This window comes from Microbacterium hominis, from assembly GCF_013282805.1.
In the GTDB taxonomy this organism is placed as follows: Bacteria; Actinomycetota; Actinomycetes; order Actinomycetales; family Microbacteriaceae; genus Microbacterium; species Microbacterium hominis_B.
In genome coordinates, this window is the sequence record NZ_CP054038.1 from 2,587,496 (window position 1) to 2,607,233 (window position 19,738).

The window sequence follows — 19,738 nt, forward strand, 5'->3', positions numbered from 1 at the left end:
TTCTTTCCCGTACCGATAATCCTTCGCGATCGTGCACGCGACGCTCAGGTTCGGCCGAGATCGGCCCTGCCAGACTGGGCTAGGCTTAACAGCCGTGCGCGCGGCCGCTTCTCGTCCGCGCGATCTCAACGATTTTCACCGAGGAAAGCAGGCGATTCAGCGTGTCGAGCCAGGTGACGGGCGTCGGGGTGTCGAACGAGGGAGAGTTCGGTGCCAACGAGTGGCTCGTCGACGAACTGTATGAGCAGTTCAAGATCGATCGGAACTCCGTCGACAAGGAGTGGTGGCCCGTTCTCGAGGCCTACCGTCCGGTGACCTCCGACTCCGCCGGCTCCCCGGCATCCGCCCCCGCGACCCCCGCCCCGGCGGCCACGGCCGCCCCCGCGGCGCCGGCCGCCGCGGCCCCGGCGCCTGCCGCGGCCGCCCACCCGGTGACCGCGCCCATTCCGGTGATCGGCGCCCAGCCCGTCGCGCGCACCACGGCGCGCCCCGCCGCGCCGCAGCCGATCCCCGCGCAGGCTCCCAAGTCCGAGCCGTCGTCGGCGGACGAGGCCGCAGAGGACAAGATCACCGTCCTCAAGGGCATGCCCAAGGCGCTCGCGGCCAACATGGACGAGTCGCTCACCGTCCCCACCGCGACGAGCGTGCGCACGGTGCCGGCCAAGCTCATGATCGACAACCGGATCGTGATCAACAACCACATGTCGCGCACCCGCGGCGGCAAGGTGAGCTTCACCCACCTCATCGGCTGGGCCATCATCCAGGCGCTCAAGGAGTTCCCGAGCCAGAACGTGTTCTACGCCGAGATGGAGGGCAAGCCCTCGGTGGTCGCCCCGGCGCACGTGAACCTCGGCATCGCGATCGATCTGCCCCGACCCGACGGGACGCGCGCGCTCATGGTGCCGAGCATCAAGCGCGCCGACCAGCTCACCTTCGGCGAGTACCTCACCACCTACGAGGACCTGGTGACCCGTGCCCGCGGCAACAAGCTCACGGCAGCCGACTTCCAGGGCACCACGATCTCCCTGACCAACCCGGGCGGCATCGGCACCGTCCACTCGGTGCCGCGACTCATGAAGGGCCAGGGCTGCATCGTCGGCGCCGGCGCCCTCGAGTACCCGGCCGAGTTCCAGGGCGCCAGCGAGAAGACTCTGAACGAGCTGGCGATCGGCAAGACGATCACCCTCACGAGCACGTACGACCACCGCGTCATCCAGGGCGCCGGGTCGGGCGAGTTCCTCAAGAAGGTGCACGAGCTGCTCATCGGGCAGCGCGGGTTCTACGACGACATCTTCGCGGCGCTGCGCATCCCCTACGCCCCGATCCACTGGGCCGCCGACATCAACGTCGACCTGGCCGAGCGCGTCGACAAGCAGGCGCGCGTGCAGGAGCTCATCAACTCGTTCCGGGTGCGCGGCCACCTCATGGCCGACATCGACCCGCTCGAGTACATGCAGCGCACGCACCCGGATCTGGAGATCGAGCAGCACGGGCTGACCTTCTGGGACCTCGACCGCGAGTTCGTCACCGGCGGGTTCGGCGGCAAGCGCACCATGAAGCTGCGCGACATCCTCGGCGTCCTGCGCGACTCGTACTGCCGCACGATCGGCATCGAGTACATGCACATCCAGGATCCGGGCCAGCGCGCCTGGTTCCAGGAGAACGTCGAGCTCAAGTACCAGAAGCCCGGCCACGACGAGCAGCTGCGGATCCTCGAGAAGCTGAACCAGGCGGAGGCTTTCGAGACGTTCCTGCAGACCAAGTACGTCGGGCAGAAGCGGTTCAGCCTCGAAGGCGGCGAGTCCCTCATCCCGCTGATGGACGAGATCCTCCAGGGGGCGGCCGAGGCGGGCCTCGACGGCGCCGCGATCGGCATGGCCCACCGCGGGCGCCTGAACGTGCTCACCAACATCGCAGGCAAGACGTACGGCCAGGTGTTCCGCGAGTTCGAAGGCTCCGTCGCGATCGGCTCGAAGAGCGGCTCCGGCGATGTGAAGTACCACCTGGGCACCGAGGGCACCTTCGTCGCCGACGGCGGCGAGGAGCTGCCCGTGTACCTCGCGGCGAACCCCTCGCACCTCGAGACCGTCGACGGCGTGCTCGAGGGCATCGTTCGGGCCAAGCAGGACCGCAAGCCCATCGGATCGTTCTCGTGGCTTCCGATCCTCGTGCACGGCGACGCCGCGTTCGCCGGTCAGGGCGTGGTGGTCGAGACCCTGCAGATGTCGCAGCTGCGCGCCTACCGCACCGGCGGCACCGTGCACGTGGTCGTCAACAATCAGGTCGGCTTCACCACGACGCCGCAGGACGCCCGGTCGTCGGTGTACGCGACCGACGTCGCCAAGACGATCCAGTCGCCCATCTTCCACGTGAACGGCGATGACCCGGAGGCCGTGACCCGCGTCGCACAGCTCGCGTTCGCCTACCGCGAGAAGTTCCACCGCGACGTCGTCATCGACCTGGTGTGCTACCGCCGCCGTGGCCACAACGAGGGCGACGACCCCTCGATGACGCAGCCGCTGATGACGAACCTCATCGAGGCCAAGCGCTCCGTGCGACGCCTGTACACCGAGTCGCTCGTCGGCCGCGGTGACATCACCGAGGAGGAGTACGAGCAGGCCAAGCGCGACTTCCAGGACCGCCTGGAGATCGCCTTCGCCGAGACGCACGCCGCCGAGACCGGTTCGTCGGCCATCGTCGATGAGACCGCCGAGATCGAGCCCGCCGTCGGCGAGCCCGACACCACCGGCGTCTCGCGCGACGTGGTGCAGCTCATCGGCGATGCGTTCGTGAACAAGCCCGACGGCTTCACCGTGCACAACAAGCTGCAGCAGCTGCTCGACAAGCGGTTCGACATGAGCCGCAACGGCGCCATCGACTGGGCGTTCGGAGAGCTGCTCGCGTTCGGCTCGCTGCTGTTGGAGAAGACGAACGTGCGCCTGGCCGGCCAGGACGCCCGCCGCGGCACCTTCGTCCAGCGCCACTCGGTGCTGCATGATCGTGCGAACGGCCAGGAGTGGATCCCGCTGACGAACCTCTCCGGCGACCAGGGCCGGTTCTGGGTGTACGACTCGCTGCTGAGCGAGTACGCCGCGATGGCGTTCGAGTACGGCTACTCGGTCGAGCGCCCTGACGCACTGGTGCTGTGGGAGGCGCAGTTCGGCGACTTCGCCAACGGCGCGCAGTCGGTCATCGACGAGTTCATCTCCTCGGCCGACCAGAAGTGGGGCCAGCAGTCGAGTGTCGCACTGCTGCTCCCCCACGGCTACGAAGGCCAGGGTCCCGACCACTCGTCGGCGCGCATCGAGCGCTACCTGCAGATGTGCGCTCAGGACAACATGACGGTCGCACGCCCCTCCACCCCGGCGTCGTACTTCCATCTGCTCCGCCGCCAGGCCTACCAGCGCCCTCGCCGCCCGCTCGTGGTGTTCACCCCGAAGGCGATGCTGCGCCTGCGCGGCGCGACCAGCCCGGTCGAGGACTTCACCTCGGGCAAGTTCGAGCCGGTGCTCGACGACAACCGCGGCCTCGACAAGAGCGCGGTCAAGCGCGTGCTGCTGCATTCGGGCAAGATCCACTGGGACCTCAAGTCCGAGCTCGAGAAGAACCCGAACCCGGAGATCGCCCTCGTGCGCCTCGAGCAGTTCTACCCGGCCCCCATCGCCGAGCTGAACGCCGTGATCGACGACTACCCGAACGCCCAGCTCGTGTGGGTGCAGGACGAGCCCGAGAACCAGGGCGCGTGGCCGTTCATCGCCCTCGAGGTGGTCAAGCACCTGCACGGCCGCACGATCCGCCGCGTGTCGCGGTCGGCGGCCGCATCGACGGCGACCGGATCGCCCAAGGTCCACGCCGCCGAGCAGGCCGACATCCTGCGCAAGGCGCTCACGCTCTGACAGCGACGAAGGGGCGCGGCCGGCACCGTCCGGCCGCGCCCCTTCCCGTCCGAGCCTTCCGCCGACTCGCCGATGAGCCGCTCCGTCACCCTCCTGGTCAATCCCGCCGCACGCTCCGGGGCCGCCGCCCCCGTGGCCGCGCGGGCAGCCGCCGAGCTGCGCGCGCGGGGGGTGCAGACGCGGCTCACCGAGGGCGGCAGTGCCGCCGAGTTCGACCTCCTGCTGCGCGATGCGGTGGCGGCCCGCCCCGACGCGATCGTGGTGTGCGGGGGCGACGGCACCGTGCACCTCGCCCTCCAGCGCATGGCGGGCACCGGCATCCCTCTCGGCATCATCCCCTGCGGGACGGGGAACGACTTCGCCGCGGCGGTCGGGGTGGATGCCACGACCTCCGTCGACGCGATCGCCGCCGGCGCGGTGCGCGAGATCGATCTGGCCCGCGTCACGCGCACAGACGGCACCACCCGGCTGTACGGCTCGGTGCTCGCCAGCGGCTTCGACGCGCGCGTGAACGACCGGGCCAACGCCATGCGCTGGCCGCGCGGCGCGCTGCGCTACACCCTGTCGATCCTCATCGAGTTCCTCGCCCTCACCCGCGCCGACTTCGCCGTGGAGGCCGTCGGCGAGGACGACCGGCCGATCCGGTACCGCGGCGGGCTCATCATGGCGACGGTGGGCAACGGCCGCAGTTATGGCGGCGGCATCCCGATCTGTCCGGACGCCGACCTCGCCGACGGGCTGCTGGACCTGGTGCTCGTGCGTCCGCTCAGCAGGACGCGCCTGCTCCGGCTGCTGCCGCGCGTGTACGCGGGCACCCACCTGGCGGTGGACGAGGTGATCGCGCACCGCGTGCGCGCGGTGCGGATCGCCGCGCCCGGCGTGACCGCCTACGCCGACGGCGATCCCGTCGGCGCGCTGCCGCTGCACATCGAAGCGGTCCCCGGCGCGCTGCGCGTCCTCGCCCCCGCTCGGTGAGAGTGGATGCCGCGCCGCGGCCGCGCGGATGCGTGCGCCGTGCGCGCGTCAGTGCGCGGGGTGGGCGGCGCGCAGCTTCGCCAGCACCTGGTCGCGCAGCTCCTCGGGCGCCGACTCCTTGCACGCGCGCGCCAGCACATCGGTGAGGGTGCGCGCCACGAGCGCCTCGTCACGGCATCCGGGACAGTGCTCCAGATGCTCGGCGATGTCGGAGTGCTTGGTCTTGCACACCTCGTTGCGGAGGTACTCCTCGAGGTCGCGCCGCGCCTTCTCGCAGCCGCAATCGGTCATTTCGTGCTCCTTGTGGCGGGCACCGTCATGCCGCGCTCTCTCGCGTAGTCGGCCAGCAGGTCGCGCAGCAGCCGCCGGCCGCGGTGCAGGCGGCTCATCACCGTGCCGATAGGGGTCTTCATGATGTCGGCGATCTCCTGGTAGGCGAATCCCTCGACGTCGGCGAGGTACACGGCCAACCGGAAGTCCTCCGGGATGGACTGCAGCGCATCCTTGACGATGGACGCGGGCATGTGGTCGATCGCCTCCGCCTCGGCGGACCGGGTGCTGGTCGCCGTGGTCGACTCGGCGCCGCCGAGCTGCCAGTCCTCGAGCTCGTCGATCGCCCCCTGATACGGCTCGCGCTGCTTCTTGCGATAGGTGTTGATGTACGTGTTGGTCAGGATGCGGTACAGCCACGCCTTGAGGTTGGTGCCCTGCGTGAAACTCGCCCACGAGGCGAACGCCTTCACGAACGTCTCCTGCACGAGATCGGCGGCGTCCGCCGGGTTGCGCGTCATGCGCATCGCGGCCGCATACAGCTGGTCCATGAAGGGCAGCGCCTGCTCTTCGAACTGCGATCGCGCTTCGTGCGCCTGATCAGTCGATTCGCTCATCACGCGCAAGTCTACGACGGCGGCTCCGGCGAGCTCAGGGTGCTCGTCGAAGTGGTGCTCGGTATCGAGGCGATCGAGGGTCGCTATCAAAACTGCTCCGCTTCACGGTGGTTCGGGCGAGGTTCAGTAGGGTAGAACCCGATGACTGCCGATGGGTATTCCCCCGCGCTCGCACGCGACGCGCGCGACCACTGGTCCGCGCCGGTCGCGGACGGCGCTCTGCGCGCGACCGTCACCGTGCCGGGATCCAAGTCCCTGACCAATCGCGAGCTGATCCTGGCGGCCCTGGCCGACGGTCCGAGCCGCCTGATCTCTCCGTTGCACTCCGACGACTCGGCCCGCATGATCGAGGCGCTGCGCGCGCTCGGCGTCGGCATCGAGTACGAGCCTGGCTCCGGCCACTTCGGCGATGACCTCGTCGTGACGCCGGTGTGGCCACTGCGCGGGAGCACCGTGGTCGACTGCGGCCAGGCGGGCACCGTGATGCGCTTCGTGGCGGCGCTGGGCGGCTTCGCCGACGGCGATGTCACCCTCACCGCGCACGAGAGCGCCCTCCACCGCCCCATGGGTGCGATGATCTCGGCGCTGCGCGACGTCGGCGTCGACATCGATGACGGCGGCCACTGGGCACTCCCGTTCACCGTCCGCGGCCATGGGCACGTGCGCGGCGGTGAGATCACGATCGACGCGAGCGCCTCGAGCCAGTTCGTGTCGGGACTGCTGCTGGCCGCACCGCGCTTCGATGTCGGCATCCACCTCGTCCACTCCGGCGACCGCCTGCCGAGCATGCCGCACATCGACATGACGGTCGAGGCCCTGGCCCACCGCGGCGTGCACGTGGAGCGTCCCGAGGCCGGCGGCTGGATCGTGCCGGCGGGCGCGATCCGCGGCAAGGACATCGCGATCGAGCCAGACCTCTCCAACGCCGCACCTTTCCTCGCCGCGGCGATGATCGCCGGCGGCCAGGTCACGGTGACGGGCTGGCCGGCGCGCTCCACCCAGCCGGGGGCGATGCTCACCGACATCCTGGCCGTCATGGGCGCCCGGGTCTCGCGGCGAGGCGGCGCCCTCACGGTGACCGGCGGCAACGGCATCCGCGGGGTCGACCTCGACCTGTCGGCGGCGGGAGAGCTCACCCCCACGATCTTCGCGCTCGCGGCGTTCGCCGACGCGCCGTCGACGCTCTACGGCATCGGCCACATCCGCGGCCACGAGACCGATCGCATCGCGGCGCTGGTCGGCGAGCTGCGCTCCCTCGGCGGCGAGGCGCACGAGCTCGCCGACGGCATCCGCATCGTGCCGCGACCGCTGCACGGCGGTCTCTGGCACGCCCACCACGACCACCGCCTCGCCACGACGGGCGCGCTCATCGGACTCGCGGTGCCCGGCGTCCAGGTCGACGACATCGGCACGACGGCCAAGACGATGCCGGAGTTCCCGCAGCTGTGGCAGGACATGCTCGACGGCCCGGTCGAGGTCTCGGCGGAGGCGATGCGCGCATCGTGAGCTGGCTCGACGATCTCGACGACGACGACGAACTCGAGTTCGACGAAGCCGATGTGCGCGTGCGCCCCAACCCCAAGGCGAATCGCCCGCGCACCAAGCGGCGTCCGGCCCACGCCGACGCCGCCATCGCGCGTGTGCTGGGCGTCGACCGCGGCCGCTACACCGTGCTCATCGACGAGGACGGACCTGAAGAGCACAGCGTGCTGGCCACGCGCGCGCGGGAGCTGCGCAAGATGCCCATCGTCACCGGCGACCGCGCCCGCGTCGTCGGAGATCGCTCCGGCGACGAGGGCACCCTCGCCCGCATCGTCGGCATCGAGGAGCGCACCTCGCTGCTGCGCCGCAGCGCCGACGACACCGACCAGGTGGAACGGATCATCGTGGCCAACGCCGACCAGATGCTCGTGGTGGTCGCCGCCGCAGACCCCGAGCCCCGGGAGCGTCTGGTCGACCGCTACCTCGTCGCGGCGCTGGATGCCGGCGTCCGGCCCCTGCTCGTGGTGACCAAGACCGACCTCGCCGACCCGACGGCCTTCCTGTCGCACTTCGAGGGGCTCGACCTGCGCGTGTTCACGAGCGCGCGCGAAGAGATGCCGGTGGACGAGATCGGCGAGGCCATCACGGGCCACTCGACCGTCTTCGTCGGCCACTCGGGCGTCGGCAAGTCCACCCTGGTGAACGCCCTCGTCCCGGAGGCTCACCGTGCCACCGGCCACGTCAACGAAGTCACCGGGCGCGGGCGGCACACCTCGAGCTCGACGGTGTCGCTGCGCTACCGCGGCCCTGACGGCAACGGGTGGGTGATCGACACGCCGGGGGTGCGCTCGTTCGGTCTGGGCCACGTCGACCCCGCCAACATCCTGAAGGGCTTCACCGACCTCGCCGCGATCGCCGAGGAGTGCCCGCGCGGCTGCACCCATCTGGCCGACGCGCCCGACTGCGCCATGATCGAAGCGCTCCAGGAGGGGCGGCTCGGCCCCCGCGGCGCCGCGCGCCTGGACTCGCTCCAGCGGCTGCTCGAGACCTTCGCGGACCGCGCATCACGGCCCGCGGCGCCGTAGGCTGGGCCCGTGACCGAACGACTCTCCCCCGGCGACGCCGCCCCCGACTTCACCCTCCTCGACCAGGACGACCGTCAGGTCAGCCTCCGCGACCTGCGCGGAGCCGGAGTGGTCCTCTTCTTCTACCCGGCCGCGATGACGCCGGGGTGCACCACCGAGGCGTGCGACTTCCGCGACAGCCTGGCGCCGCTGCAGGCAGCCGGCTACACCGTCCTCGGCATCTCCCGCGACGACACTGCCACCCTGCGCGCGTTCCGCGAGCGCGACGGGCTCACCTACGATCTCGTGAGCGATCCCGACCACGCCGTCCACACCGCCTACGGCGCGTGGGGCGAGAAGATGAACTACGGCAAGCTCGTCGAGGGCGTGCTGCGCTCCACGTTCGTCATCGACGCCGAAGGGCGCATCGAGCACGCGCTGTACAACGTGAAGGCGACCGGTCACGTGGCCCGGATCCGCAAGCTCGTGGGGCTCGACGCCGCCTAGCACCGACGGCGCGCGCCGCCGGCCCGCACGGGGCGAGCCGGTGTGTCCGTCTGTGCGGGTCGTCAGTCCGCGCTGCGGCTGCGCCGCGCCGACAGCACCAGCGCCACGAGGGTCACCACCGCCGGCGCCGCCAGGGCCAGGGCGATCCCCGGCGCGGCGTACGCCCCTGTGAGCGCCCCGAGCGCCACCGCGAGGATCAGCAGCTGGGTGACGATGCCACCCGAGCGCCCCCACGACAGACCGCGCGCCGCCCCGTAGGCGAACGAGGCCACCGCGGTCACCCCCACGAGCGTGATCACGATCAGCGCGAGGGCGCTCGGCAGCGATGCGACGTCGCCGCCGACCAGTGCCACGACCTGCCACACCGCGATCGCAAGCAGCCCCGCCGCCTCGACGCCGAGCAGTGTCGCCGCGGTCCACGCGAAGGCTCTCGTTCGGTTCACGGACAAATCCTCTCGACGCAACGGCGGGGTTGTTTGTGGAGATCCTCCACTGGTATCGGCGAAGTCATAGCAAAACCCACACAACGCTCAGGATTGGCTCTTGATCAAGGTGAACCGCTATGGGACGATTGGTGAAGCCATGTGCTCCCACAGTGCCGTGGGGCGAGCAAGCCTCGCACACCCCACAGGGTATCGGACCCGAACCGGGCCCTCGTCACTCGATCACCATCGTCACAAGGAGCATCACCATGGACTGGCGCGACAAGGCCGCCTGCCTCACCGTCGACCCCGAACTCTTCTTCCCGGTCGGGAACACCGGCCCTGCGGTCGACCAGATCGAGAAGGCGAAGGCCGTCTGCGCGACGTGCACGGTGACCGAGATCTGTCTGCAGTACGCCCTCGAGACCGGTCAGGACTCGGGCGTCTGGGGCGGCCTGTCCGAGGACGAGCGTCGCGCCCTCAAGCGCCGCGCCGCGCGCGCCCGCCGCGCGAGTTGACGCGCCCGGGCGCGACGCGACCCGGGGCACCTGCCCGGAGCCTGTGAAAGCGGGATGCCTCTCCACGAGGCATCCCGTTTCTCATGCGCTCCGGCGGCCGATGTAGCGCAGCGGGATCTCGATCGTGACCTCGGTGCCGCTGCCCATGATCGTGTGCCAGTCGATCGTGCCGCCCAGCTCCCCCTGGATGAGCGTCCGCACGATCTGTGTGCCCAGGCCTCGGCCGACCTGCCCCTCGGGAAGCCCCGAGCCGGTGTCGCGCACCCGCACCTCCAGGGCCTCGTCGGTGCGGTCGGCGATGATCTCGACGTCGCCCTCCTGGCCGGCGAGGCCGTGCTCGACCGCATTGGTCACGAGTTCGGTGAGCGCCAGGGCGAGCGGCGTCGCGTACTCGCTCGGCAGGGTGCCGAACAACCCGGTGGTGCGTGTGCGCGCGCGGGTGTTCGGTGCGGCAGCGACCTCGGCGACGAGTTTGAGCACGCGGGCGAACACGTCGTCGAAGTCCACGTTCTGCGCGAGACCCTCCGAGAGCGTGTCGTGCACGACGGCGATCGCCGACACGCGCCGCATCGCCTGCGTGAGCGCGTCGCGCGCCCCCTCGGAATGGGAGCGGCGCGCCTGGATGCGCAGCAGCGACGCGACGGTCTGAAGGTTGTTCTTGACCCGGTGGTGGATCTCGCGGATCGTCGCGTCTTTGGTGATGAGCTCCTGCTCCTGGTGACGGATCTCCGTCACGTCGCGGCAGAGCACGAGCGCCCCGATGCGGGTGCCGTGGTCGCGCAGCGGAATGGTGCGCAGCGACACGGTCACCCCGCGCGCCTCGACGTCGGTGCGCCAGGGCGCGCGGCCCGACGCGACGACGGGGAGCGACTCGTCGAACTGGCGCTTCTCGGGGAGGATGCCGGTGGCCACCTCGACCAGCGACTCGCCCTCCAGCTCGTCATCGAAGCCGAGCCGGTTGAACGCGGACAGCGCGTTGGGGCTCGCGAAGGTCACCACGCCGTCGACGTCGAGGCGGATGAGTCCGTCGGAGGCGCGCGGGGCGCCGCGGCGCGGCGACGTGGGAGCGGTCAGGTCGGGGAACTCCCCGGAGGCCATCATCCCGAACAGGTCGTCGGCGCAGTCGTTGAAGGTGATCTGCTGCCGCGACGGCGTGCGCGCCTCGCCGAGGTTCGTGTGCCGGGTGAGCACGCCGATCGTGACGGCCGGTTCGCCGTTCTTCACCCGTACGATCGGCACCGCCCGCACCCGCGTCGGCGTCTCCTCGAACCAGTCGGGCGACGCGGAGTCGACGATGCGGCCGCTCTGGAAGGCCTCGCGGATCTGGGTGCGCCACTGCGGACGCACACGATCGCCGACGATGTCGCGATAGAACAGGGTCGCCGCCCCGCTCGGTCGGGTGTGGCCGACCGCGATGAACGAGTCATCCTCGGTCGGGACCCAGATCACGATGTCGGCGAACGCCAGATCGGCGAGGAGCTGGCCGTCGCCGGCGAGTCGGTGGAGCCACTCCACATCGGCCTCGCTCGACCGGCCCTGGGCGTATACGAGATCGCTGAGGGTCGACACGTGACCAGCTTAGGGTCGCGCGAGCACCGGCGCCGAAACCACGGCGTCGCCCACGAAACGACGGACCGCCAGCGTGAGCGGCGACTTCGGCGCCACCTCGGCGATCGGGCGTCCCGACAGCAGCGCCGCGTCCGCAGACCGCGGGTCCTGCGGGAGGAACCACACATCGCGCACACCGCCGAAGCGCTCGAGCGTGCGCCGCACCTGCCCGCGCGCGTCGATGCCCAGCGCCCCCGAGCGCAGCCGGTTCGCGACCACGGCCAACGGCGTCGCCCCGATCGTGGCGCGCAGGTCGGCGTGCGCACGCAGGAAGCGCGAGACCCCCAGCGGATCGGCCCCCGCGACGGCCACGACGAGGTCGGCCGCGCGCAGGGCGGCGAGGGTCGCGGCGTTGCGGCGAGGGCCGGCCAGATCGCTCATGATCTCCTCGTCGCGCTCCAGTGACGCCGCGACATCGACGACGACGTAATCCGCCCACGAGCGGCACGCCGCGAGCGCCCCGGCCACCCGCGTCTCGGTGAGCTCGGGCCATCGCGAGGGACGGTTGATCCCCGGCAGGACATCGACCCCCGTCCCGGGGAGGGGGATGCTGATCCGGGCCAGCTCGCGGGCATCGAGCCCGCCGAGCTCGACCTGACGGCACGCGGCGGCGAAGCCAGGCCCCTCGTCGGGCAGACCGAGCGCGAGAGCGATCGAGGGTGCGTGCGAATCGGCGTCGACGAGGGCGACCGATCGTCCGCCGCGGGCGAGTTCGACGGCGAGCTCGATGGCGACCGTGGAGCGGCCGGGCGCTCCGGCCGCACCCCACACGACGATGACGCGCGGATCGACGCCGGAGGGGGCCTCGATGGCGGCCTCAGCGGGCACGGGCGCTCCCCGGAGCACATCCGCGAGATCGTGGGGCGCGATATCGAGGGGCATCGGAGATCCCAGTCCGAACAGACTCGCCAGGCGCGCCGCGTCACCGCCGTCGCCTGCGAGCGGCACGATGCGGGTGCCGGCGCGGTCGCACAGCGCCACGACGTCGGCGGTCAGGGTGTCGCGCGCGACCTCGAGCACCACGGCCGCCGCCTCGGCGATCGCCCGCACGAGGGATTCGGCGTCGGCGCCGAACGCCTCATCGACCGCGGCCAGCGCGAGGGCGTCGGCATCGACCACCGCGATGGCGTCGATCCCCTCTCTGTCCAGTCCGAAGGCCAGACGAGGAGCGTGGGCGGAGGCCGCGGCGACGACGACCTTCATCGGGCGGCCCCGGCCACGGGCACCACCGACAGCGCGGAGCCGCCCGCCATGGCCGCCAGGAGAGCCGCGACATCGGCGCGCGCGATCACGAGTTCGAGCGCGGGCCCCGACGAGCCGACGACGCCGTCGTCGCGCAGGACCGCGGCGACCGTCGCATCCGGAATGAGGATGCGCGGCGTCTCGAACTCTCCGGGCGCGGACACCGGCGCCGCCCACACCTCGACGACCGCCCCGGTGTCGACGGCGGCGGGGACCTCGGCGGCGCTGCGGACGACGACACTGGTCGTGCGCGCCAGCGCCGGCGCGCCCACCGCGGAGACCGGCAGGAGCTCGCCCTCCTCCACGGTGCGCGTGAGGACTCCCGCATCGCCGAGCGTTGCGGGGGTCAGGTACGCCGCATCGGCCTGGCCGAGCGCGACCTCCACGATGCGCAGGTCGTCGGCGCTCAGGGCCTCGCCGGGCACGAGCGTGCGCGCGGCCGCGTAGACCGGCTCGGTCTGGCGCGCCGACGAGACGACCAGCCAGACGCCGGCGATGGAGGCGACGACGAGCACGATGCCGAGGAGGAAGCGCACATCGCCCCAGAACGGGCGACGCGCGGGACGGGGCGGGTCGAAAGTGGACACGCGTTCCATCGTGGCGCAGTCCGCGAACGACGCCCGAACGTTATCCACAGGGCTCGTCGCGCCCCTCCTGTCACCCCGGGTGCGCTCCATAATGGACGACATGTCCGAACGCTCCTCCCGCCCCGCGCGACTGGCCCCGGCGGCCGTCGGCGAGCTGCTGGGGATCTCCGTCGACGAGGTCATGGCACTCGTCCTCGAGAACCGCCTGCGCGCGGTGAGGCTCGGCTCCCCCGCACGCTGGAGCATCGAGACCGCCAGCATCGACGAGTACCTCGACGACCAGACCGAGGAGACGCGCCGCATGGCGCTGTGGCAGCAGTCGAACGAGGCGAGCTTCCCGGAGCTGTGGGGCAGCGGGCGGGTGCGCAACCCCGACTGAGCCGCTCCGGTGGCAGATCCCCGTCTCAGAAGACGGGCACGGCGCCGGTCGCGCGCACGAACGAGACCGCCGCGAACGGGATCATCCGATGACCGGTGATCCGCTCCGCGCGCCGCGGCGCACCCGCCTCGTGCAGTGCGAGGTCGAGGTGGTCGGCGCCGGCACGATCGATCGTGCCGGCCAGAAGCCGGCCCGCTGTCGTCATCACGGCGACCTCGGCACGGCGTCGCACCAGATCGCGCAACGCGAATCCGAACGTGACCCGCTCGGCGAGCGCGGAGGGCGGGGAGGTGGACGGGCGGGCGCTGCGCAGGAGGTCGGCATGCGGCATCCCGAACCCGAGCACGGCGCCGAGCGGCGCCAGCACCGCCCCCGGTCGCGCGGACTCTGCGAGGGCGACCCAATCGGCGCCCACCCCCACGACCTCGCATTCGAGCACGGTGCCGTCGATCAGCGACACGGTGACCGCGCCGTCGCCGACCCGGTCGATGAGGGCGCCCAGTCGCTCGCGCAACGTCACTCGGGACAGCCGCAGCCGCTCGGCCTCGGTGTCCAGCGCAGCACGCTCGGCCTCCCACTCGGAGGCGAGCTGATCCTCGAGGTCGTCGAAGAAGCGATCCCAGCGCACTCCGCGAGCGTAGGGCAACGATGACGATCGGGTTACGAGTTATCCACAGAACGAACCTGGATGCTTGCTGATAGTTGTCTGTGTGTTCTACTAGCGGGCAAGACATCCCCCTGTCGAGATTGGCTCCCATGGCACAGACGCCTGCGGGCACCGCCCGCGCACTCCCCACCCCGGTCGATGCGGCCGAGATCGAACGGTTCTTCGGACCGCAGCGCACCTCCACGGCCCAGCTGGGCGACCCCGAGCCCTTCCTGCGGAACCTCACGCGGAATGTGCTCGAAGTGTTCGCGGGCGTGCGCGAAGCCGAGCACGTGGCCCGCTGGATGGCGGAGGAGCCGTATCGCAAGCTCGTGGTGCGCGCCAACCTCTCCGCGCGCGCCCGCAGCGCCCGGGGAGTGCCCGCGAAGCGGCCCGTGCACCACATCATGTCGGTGCGCCACTCGTCGCCCGCCGACGGCGTGATCGAAGCGGTCATCATCGTCCGCGGCCCGGCGCGCACGCGCGCCGTCGCGATCCGCGCCGAGGGCCTCGACGGGCGCCTGCGCGCCACCTCGGTCGCGATCCTCTGAGTCTCCCCGACCGGCGAGCGGGCCGCCCCCGACGATGTGGGCGGCTCCTCGTCAGCATGGGCTGAGCGCGAGACCGGCGCGAACTGTCGCGGCTACTGCCGGTACGAAGACAGGAAGTTCCCCAGCCGCTCGATCGCCTCGGTCAGCACGCGCGCCTCCGGCAGCGTGACGATGCGCAGGTGGTCGGGAGTCGGCCAGTTGAATCCGGTCCCCTGCACGAGGAGCACGTGCTCGGCGACGAGGAAGTCGTACACGAGGCGGGCGTCGTCGTGGATCTCGTAGACATTCGGATCCAGTCGCGGGAACGCGTAGAGCGCACCCTGGGGCTTCAGGCACGACACGCCGGGGATCGATTCGAGCGTCTGCCACGCGGCATCCCGCTGCTCGTGCAGCCGCCCGCTCGGGGCGATGAGCGCGTCGATCGACTGCACGCCCGACAGCGCGGCCTGCACGGCGTGCTGCGCGGGCACGTTCGGGCACAGGCGCGTGGAGGCCAGGAGCTGGACCCCCTCGAGGAACCCGGCGGCGTGGCGCTTGGGGCCGGTGATCACCATCCAGCCGGAACGGTAGCCGGCCACGCGGTAGGTCTTGGACAGCCCGTTGAAGGTGAGGCACAGAAGATCAGGCGCGAGGGTGGCGAGCGGGATGTGCTGCGCGTCGTCGAAGAGGATGCGATCGTAGATCTCGTCGCTCAGCAGCAGCAGCGAGTGCTCGCGGGCGATCTCGACGATTCCCTGGAGCACCTCGCGCGAGTAGACCGCGCCGGTGGGGTTGTTGGGGTTGATGACCACGATCGCCTTCGTGCGGGGCGTGATCTTCTCGCGGATGTCCTCGAGGTCGGGCTGCCAGCCGTTCTCGTTGTCGCACCGGTAGTGCACGGGGGTGCCGTCGGCGAGGCTCGTCATCGCCGTCCACAGCGGGTAGTCGGGGGCCGGGATCAGCACCTCGTCGCCCTCGTCGAGCAGCGCCTGCATCGTCATCGTGATCAGCTCCGACACCCCGTTGCCGAGGTAGACGTCGTCGGGGTCGAACTGCGGGAAGCCCGGCACCTGCTCGTAGCGGGAGACGATGGCCCGCCGCGCCGACATGATGCCGCGGCTGTCGCTGTAGCCGTGGGCGTGCGGGATCGCCTCGATCATGTCCCGCACGATCTGGTAGGGGGATTCGAAGCCGAACACGGCGGGATTGCCGGTGTTGAGCTTGAGGATCGTGTGCCCGTCGGCCTCGAGTCGGTCGGCCTCCACCAGTGCCTGCCCGCGGATCTCGTACAGGACGTTCTTCAGCTTGCTCGACTGGTCGAGGGGACGGAGGGGGCTCATCGCCTCAGGATATCGGCGCGACGCGGATGCCAATCGCCCACGCGTGGCCCGCGCGGGGCCGATGCTCACCCGAGGATCAGCAGCAGGGCGGCGGTGGCCACCACCGCCGCGACCGTGCCGTGCACGACAGACAGGTTGATGGTGGGCGGGGGCACGACGCGCGGGTCGCCGGGCATCGGCCGCCGCTGGTCCATCCGGCGCCGGATCGTCTGCGCGACGATCGTCGCCGGGGTGCGCTCGCGGTTCGGGTCCAGGCGCAGCGGCTCGACGCCCTTCACGATGACCGGGGACGAGGCGTAGGCGTCGGCGGCGCGCACCGCGCCCCAGAGGAAGCTCGTGCCCACGCCGGGAGCGGCGACCGGGACATAGGTGCGCCCGTCGAACGTGCGGATCGTGAGCCGGCGCCCTCCCGTCACCTCGCGGATCGCCGCGATCGGGATGGTCACCGTCGAGAGCGTGTTGCGCACGAGCACCGCCTCGGCGTCGACCCGGACGAGCGGATACCCCCACAGCACGTACACGCACCACCACGCCAGGAGCACGAGCGGAATCAGCGACGGCAGGTCCCGCGAGGGGATGACCGCCGCCGCGGCGATCGACACCGCCGAGGCCAGCCCTCCGACCACGACGACCGTGCGGGCAGCGGGCCCGCGGAACTCCGCAGCATCCACCATCGCCTCAGAGTAGAGCGACCGCCGCCCCCTCGCCAGAGGTGGACGGCGGTCGCGGAGCGCGCGGGGGCGCGGGACTACTTGTTCTTCTCGGCCGCGCGGCGCTGGGCGCGGTTGAGCGGCGCCTGCTCGGCGGGTGCGGGGGCCTCAGTGCGCTGGCCGAACGCGCCGCGCGAAGGCTCGGCGGGCGCCGCGGCGGGCGCCTGCTGCTGGGCCGCCGCAGCGGCCGCCGCCTGCCGCAGTCGCGTGGTGGCCGCCTGCTGCACCTGACCGCGCTCGTTGCGCACCTCGACCTCGCCGGCGTCGTTGGCCGCCGAGTACTGCAGCCGCTGACCGTCGGTCGGCGGCGCGCTCAGACCCTTCGCCTCGACCTGGGTCACCTGCTCGCCGTCGCCGGCGCGGCGCACCTCGACCTCGAGGTTGTAGAGGTAGCCGACCGACTCCTCCTTGATCTGCCCCATCATCGACTGGAACATCTGGTAGCCCTCGCGCTGATACTCGATGAGCGGGTCGCGCTGGGCCATGGCACGCAGGCCGATGCCGTCCTTCAGGTAGTCCATCTCGTAGAGGTGGTCGCGCCAGCGGCGGTCGAGCACCTGCAGCACGACACGGCGCTCGAGCTCGCGCGTCGCCGCCTCGCCGAGCGTCTGCTCGCGCTTGTCGTACGCGATCTTCGCGTCCGAGAGGATCTCGCGCTTGAGTCCCTCCGCGGTCATGCCGCGCCGACCTGCCGCCTCGGCGACGACCTCGTCGATGGTGACGTCGACGGGGTAGAGGGTCTTCAGCTCGGTCCAGAGGGCGTCGAAGTCCCAGTTCTCGGCGTGGCCCGACCCGGTGTGGTCGTCGATGACCGCGTTGATCGCGTCTTCGATGAAGTGCTGCACCCGATCGGCGATGTCGTCGCCGTGCAGGATGTGGCGGCGGTCGGAGTAGATCGCCTCACGCTGACGGTTGAGGACGTCGTCGTACTTGAGGACGTTCTTGCGGATCTCGGCGTTGCGCGCCTCGACCTGCGCCTGCGCGCTCTTGATCGCCCGCGACACCATTCCGGATTCGATCGCGACGTCGTCGGGGAAGTTGGTGCGCGACAGGATCGCCTCGGCAGCGCCCGACTGGAACAGCCGCATGAGGTCGTCGGTCAGCGAGAGGTAGAACCGGCTCTCGCCGGGGTCGCCCTGACGCCCCGACCGACCGCGCAGCTGGTTGTCGATGCGGCGCGACTCGTGCCGCTCGGTGCCGAGCACGTACAGCCCGCCCGCGGCGATCACCTTCTCCGCCTCGCCCCCGACGACCTCCTTGGTGGCGTCGTACACGGCGTCCCACTCGGCCTCGTAGGCCTCGGGGGTCTCGACGGGGTCGAGGCCCTTGGCCTTCATCTCCTGCACGGCGAGGAACTCGGCGTTGCCGCCGAGCATGATGTCGGTGCCTCGACCGGCCATGTTCGTGGCGACGGTGACGGCGCCCAGGCGCCCGGCGCGGGCGACGATCTCGGCCTCGCGCGCATGGTTCTTCGCGTTGAGGACCTCGTGCTTGATGCCCTTCTTGGCCAGCAGGCGCGAGAGGTACTCGCTCTTCTCGACGCTCACGGTGCCCACGAGCACCGGCTGGCCCTCCTTGTGGCGCGCCACGATGTCTTCGACGACCTGGGCGAACTTCGCCTGCTCGTTCTTGTAGACGAGGTCGGGCTGGTCCTTGCGCACCATGGGCTTGTTCGTCGGGATCGAGACGACGCCGAGCTGGTAGGTGGACATGAACTCCGCCGCCTCGGTCTCGGCGGTACCGGTCATGCCGGCGAGCTTGTCGTACAGGCGGAAGTAGTTCTGCAGGGTGACCGTGGCGAGCGTCTGGTTCTCGGCCTTGACCGGCACGGCCTCCTTGGCCTCGATGGCCTGGTGGATGCCTTCGTTGTAGCGGCGTCCGACCAGGATGCGGCCGGTGTGCTCGTCGACGATCATGACCTCGTCGTTCATGACGACGTAGTCGGTGTCGCGCTTGAAGAGCGCGAGGGCCTTGATCGAGTTGTTGAGGAACGAGATGAGCGGAGTGTTCGCCGACTCGTACAGGTTGTCGATGCCGAGGTAGTCCTCGACCTTCTCGATGCCGGGCTCGAGCACGCCGATGGTGCGCTTCTTCTCATCGACCTCGTAGTCGACGCCGGCCTCGAGGGTCTTCGCGATCTTGGCGAACTCGACGAACCAGCGGTTGGCCTCGCCCGACGACGGGCCGGAGATGATCAGCGGCGTGCGGGCCTCGTCGATGAGGATCGAGTCGACCTCGTCGACGATGGCGAAGAAGTGACCCCGCTGCACGAGGTCCTCCTTGCGCCAGGCCATGTTGTCGCGCAGGTAGTCGAAGCCGAACTCGTTGTTCGTGCCGTAGGTGATGTCGGCGTTGTACTGCTGACGACGCACCTCGGGCGTCTGCCCGGCGACGATCGTGCCGGTGGTCATGCCGAGGGCGCGGTAGATGCGGCCCATGAGCTCGGACTGGTACGACGCGAGGAAGTCGTTGACCGTGACCACGTGCACGCCCTCGCCGGCGATCGCGTTGAGGTACACGGGGAAGGCTCCGGTGAGCGTCTTGCCCTCACCGGTCTTCATCTCGGCGATGTTGCCGAGGTGCAGGGCCGCGCCGCCCATGAGCTGCACGTCGTACGCGCGCTGCCCGAGCGTGCGCTTGGCGGCCTCGCGGACCGCGGCGAACGCCTCGGGCATGAGGCGGTCGAGGGACTCCCCCGCCTGATAGCGCTGACGCAGTTCGGCGGTCTCGCCGCGCAGCTCGTCATCGGTGAGCTGCGCGTAGTCCTCTTCGAGGGCGTTCACGGCCTTCACGACCTGCTGCAGCCGTCGGAGGATTCGGCCCTCGCCGGCACGAAGCAGTTTCTCGAGAGGGTTGGCCACGGAGTGTCTCCATACTGTCGGGAATGGCGCGATCGGCGCCGCTGCCGCCCGGCGCTCCCGCGCTCAGGCATACCTGCCCATGTT

General features: G+C 70.7%; 18 protein-coding genes. 8 read left to right on the forward strand and 10 right to left on the reverse strand.

Features of this window, described 5'->3' with window-relative positions; all coding sequences use genetic code 11:
- Positions 1-161 precede the first annotated feature (161 nt).
- A complete protein-coding gene (locus HQM25_RS11785; RefSeq protein WP_172990404.1) occupies positions 162-3,896 on the forward strand; it encodes a multifunctional oxoglutarate decarboxylase/oxoglutarate dehydrogenase thiamine pyrophosphate-binding subunit/dihydrolipoyllysine-residue succinyltransferase subunit in 3,735 nt (1,244 codons plus the stop codon).
- Positions 3,897-3,968: 72 nt separating this feature from the next.
- Positions 3,969-4,871, forward strand: a complete 903-nt coding sequence (locus HQM25_RS11790; protein WP_172990405.1) for a diacylglycerol kinase — start codon at positions 3,969-3,971, stop codon at positions 4,869-4,871.
- A gap of 48 nt (positions 4,872-4,919) precedes the next feature.
- Here the strand turns inward: HQM25_RS11790 and HQM25_RS11795 are convergent, their stop codons facing one another.
- Entirely contained in the window at positions 4,920-5,162 is a 243-nt protein-coding gene (locus HQM25_RS11795; protein WP_172990406.1) for a zf-HC2 domain-containing protein, read from the reverse strand.
- Positions 5,159-5,758: a sigma-70 family RNA polymerase sigma factor gene (locus HQM25_RS11800; RefSeq protein ID WP_172990407.1), complete on the reverse strand. Its 600-nt coding sequence runs from the start codon at positions 5,756-5,758 to the stop codon at positions 5,159-5,161. The genes HQM25_RS11795 and HQM25_RS11800 overlap by 4 nt, the downstream gene beginning before the upstream one ends.
- 141 nt (positions 5,759-5,899) lie before the next feature.
- On the opposite strand from HQM25_RS11800, the gene aroA reads away from it, so the two are divergent.
- The 3 genes from aroA to bcp are packed head-to-tail and all read left to right on the forward strand — an operon-like array spanning position 5,900 to position 8,811.
- Positions 5,900-7,264, forward strand: coding sequence for a 3-phosphoshikimate 1-carboxyvinyltransferase (aroA, locus tag HQM25_RS11805; RefSeq protein ID WP_172990408.1), 1,365 nt, complete (start codon positions 5,900-5,902; stop codon positions 7,262-7,264).
- Positions 7,261-8,325 (forward strand): ribosome small subunit-dependent GTPase A, encoded by a 1,065-nt coding sequence (rsgA, locus tag HQM25_RS11810; RefSeq protein WP_172990409.1) that lies wholly within the window; start codon positions 7,261-7,263, stop codon positions 8,323-8,325. The genes aroA and rsgA overlap by 4 nt, the downstream gene beginning before the upstream one ends.
- A gap of 9 nt (positions 8,326-8,334) precedes the next feature.
- Positions 8,335-8,811 carry a thioredoxin-dependent thiol peroxidase gene (gene bcp / locus HQM25_RS11815; protein ID WP_172990410.1) on the forward strand — a complete coding sequence of 159 codons (477 nt, stop codon included), beginning with the start codon at positions 8,335-8,337 and terminating at the stop codon, positions 8,809-8,811.
- A 62-nt stretch (positions 8,812-8,873) separates the two neighbouring features.
- Here bcp and HQM25_RS11820 read toward each other — a convergent pair whose 3' ends face one another.
- Positions 8,874-9,254 carry a histidine kinase gene (locus HQM25_RS11820; protein WP_172990411.1) on the reverse strand — a complete coding sequence of 127 codons (381 nt, stop codon included), beginning with the start codon at positions 9,252-9,254 and terminating at the stop codon, positions 8,874-8,876.
- A 248-nt stretch (positions 9,255-9,502) separates the two neighbouring features.
- Between HQM25_RS11820 and HQM25_RS11825 the strand changes: the two genes are divergently transcribed.
- The gene (locus tag HQM25_RS11825) at positions 9,503-9,751 is read left to right on the forward strand and encodes a WhiB family transcriptional regulator (RefSeq protein WP_172990412.1); all 249 of its coding nucleotides are present in this window, start codon (positions 9,503-9,505) and stop codon (positions 9,749-9,751) included.
- An 81-nt stretch (positions 9,752-9,832) separates the two neighbouring features.
- On the opposite strand, the gene HQM25_RS11830 is transcribed toward HQM25_RS11825, so the two are convergent.
- Genes HQM25_RS11830 through HQM25_RS11840 form a run of 3 tightly spaced genes read right to left on the reverse strand, consistent with a single transcriptional unit; the run spans position 9,833 to position 13,188 of the window.
- Positions 9,833-11,320: a sensor histidine kinase gene (locus HQM25_RS11830; RefSeq protein WP_172990413.1), complete on the reverse strand. Its 1,488-nt coding sequence runs from the start codon at positions 11,318-11,320 to the stop codon at positions 9,833-9,835.
- Positions 11,321-11,329: 9 nt separating this feature from the next.
- Entirely contained in the window at positions 11,330-12,562 is a 1,233-nt protein-coding gene (locus tag HQM25_RS11835) for an AAA family ATPase (RefSeq protein WP_172990414.1), read from the reverse strand.
- Positions 12,559-13,188: an SAF domain-containing protein gene (locus HQM25_RS11840; protein WP_172990415.1), complete on the reverse strand. Its 630-nt coding sequence runs from the start codon at positions 13,186-13,188 to the stop codon at positions 12,559-12,561. Before HQM25_RS11840 ends, HQM25_RS11835 begins: the two co-directional genes overlap by 4 nt.
- 100 nt (positions 13,189-13,288) lie before the next feature.
- On the opposite strand from HQM25_RS11840, the gene HQM25_RS11845 reads away from it, so the two are divergent.
- Entirely contained in the window at positions 13,289-13,567 is a 279-nt protein-coding gene (locus tag HQM25_RS11845) for a DNA-binding protein (RefSeq protein WP_172990416.1), read from the forward strand.
- Positions 13,568-13,592: 25 nt separating this feature from the next.
- On the opposite strand, the gene HQM25_RS11850 is transcribed toward HQM25_RS11845, so the two are convergent.
- The gene (locus tag HQM25_RS11850; RefSeq protein WP_172990417.1) at positions 13,593-14,195 is read right to left on the reverse strand and encodes a hypothetical protein; all 603 of its coding nucleotides are present in this window, start codon (positions 14,193-14,195) and stop codon (positions 13,593-13,595) included.
- Between the two features lie 128 nt (positions 14,196-14,323).
- Here HQM25_RS11850 and HQM25_RS11855 point away from each other — a divergent pair, with 128 nt between their 5' ends.
- A complete protein-coding gene (locus HQM25_RS11855) occupies positions 14,324-14,764 on the forward strand; it encodes an Rv3235 family protein (RefSeq protein WP_172990418.1) in 441 nt (146 codons plus the stop codon).
- Between the two features lie 92 nt (positions 14,765-14,856).
- Here HQM25_RS11855 and HQM25_RS11860 read toward each other — a convergent pair whose 3' ends face one another.
- From HQM25_RS11860 to secA, 3 genes are all read right to left on the reverse strand, one after another.
- Positions 14,857-16,083 carry a pyridoxal phosphate-dependent aminotransferase gene (locus HQM25_RS11860; protein ID WP_172990419.1) on the reverse strand — a complete coding sequence of 409 codons (1,227 nt, stop codon included), beginning with the start codon at positions 16,081-16,083 and terminating at the stop codon, positions 14,857-14,859.
- 65 nt (positions 16,084-16,148) lie between these two features.
- On the reverse strand, positions 16,149-16,757 hold the full coding sequence (locus tag HQM25_RS11865; protein WP_172990420.1) for a PH domain-containing protein: 609 nt from the start codon (positions 16,755-16,757) through the stop codon (positions 16,149-16,151).
- Positions 16,758-16,831: 74 nt separating this feature from the next.
- Entirely contained in the window at positions 16,832-19,654 is a 2,823-nt protein-coding gene (gene secA, locus HQM25_RS11870) for a preprotein translocase subunit SecA (protein ID WP_172990421.1), read from the reverse strand.
- Positions 19,655-19,738 lie beyond the last annotated feature (84 nt).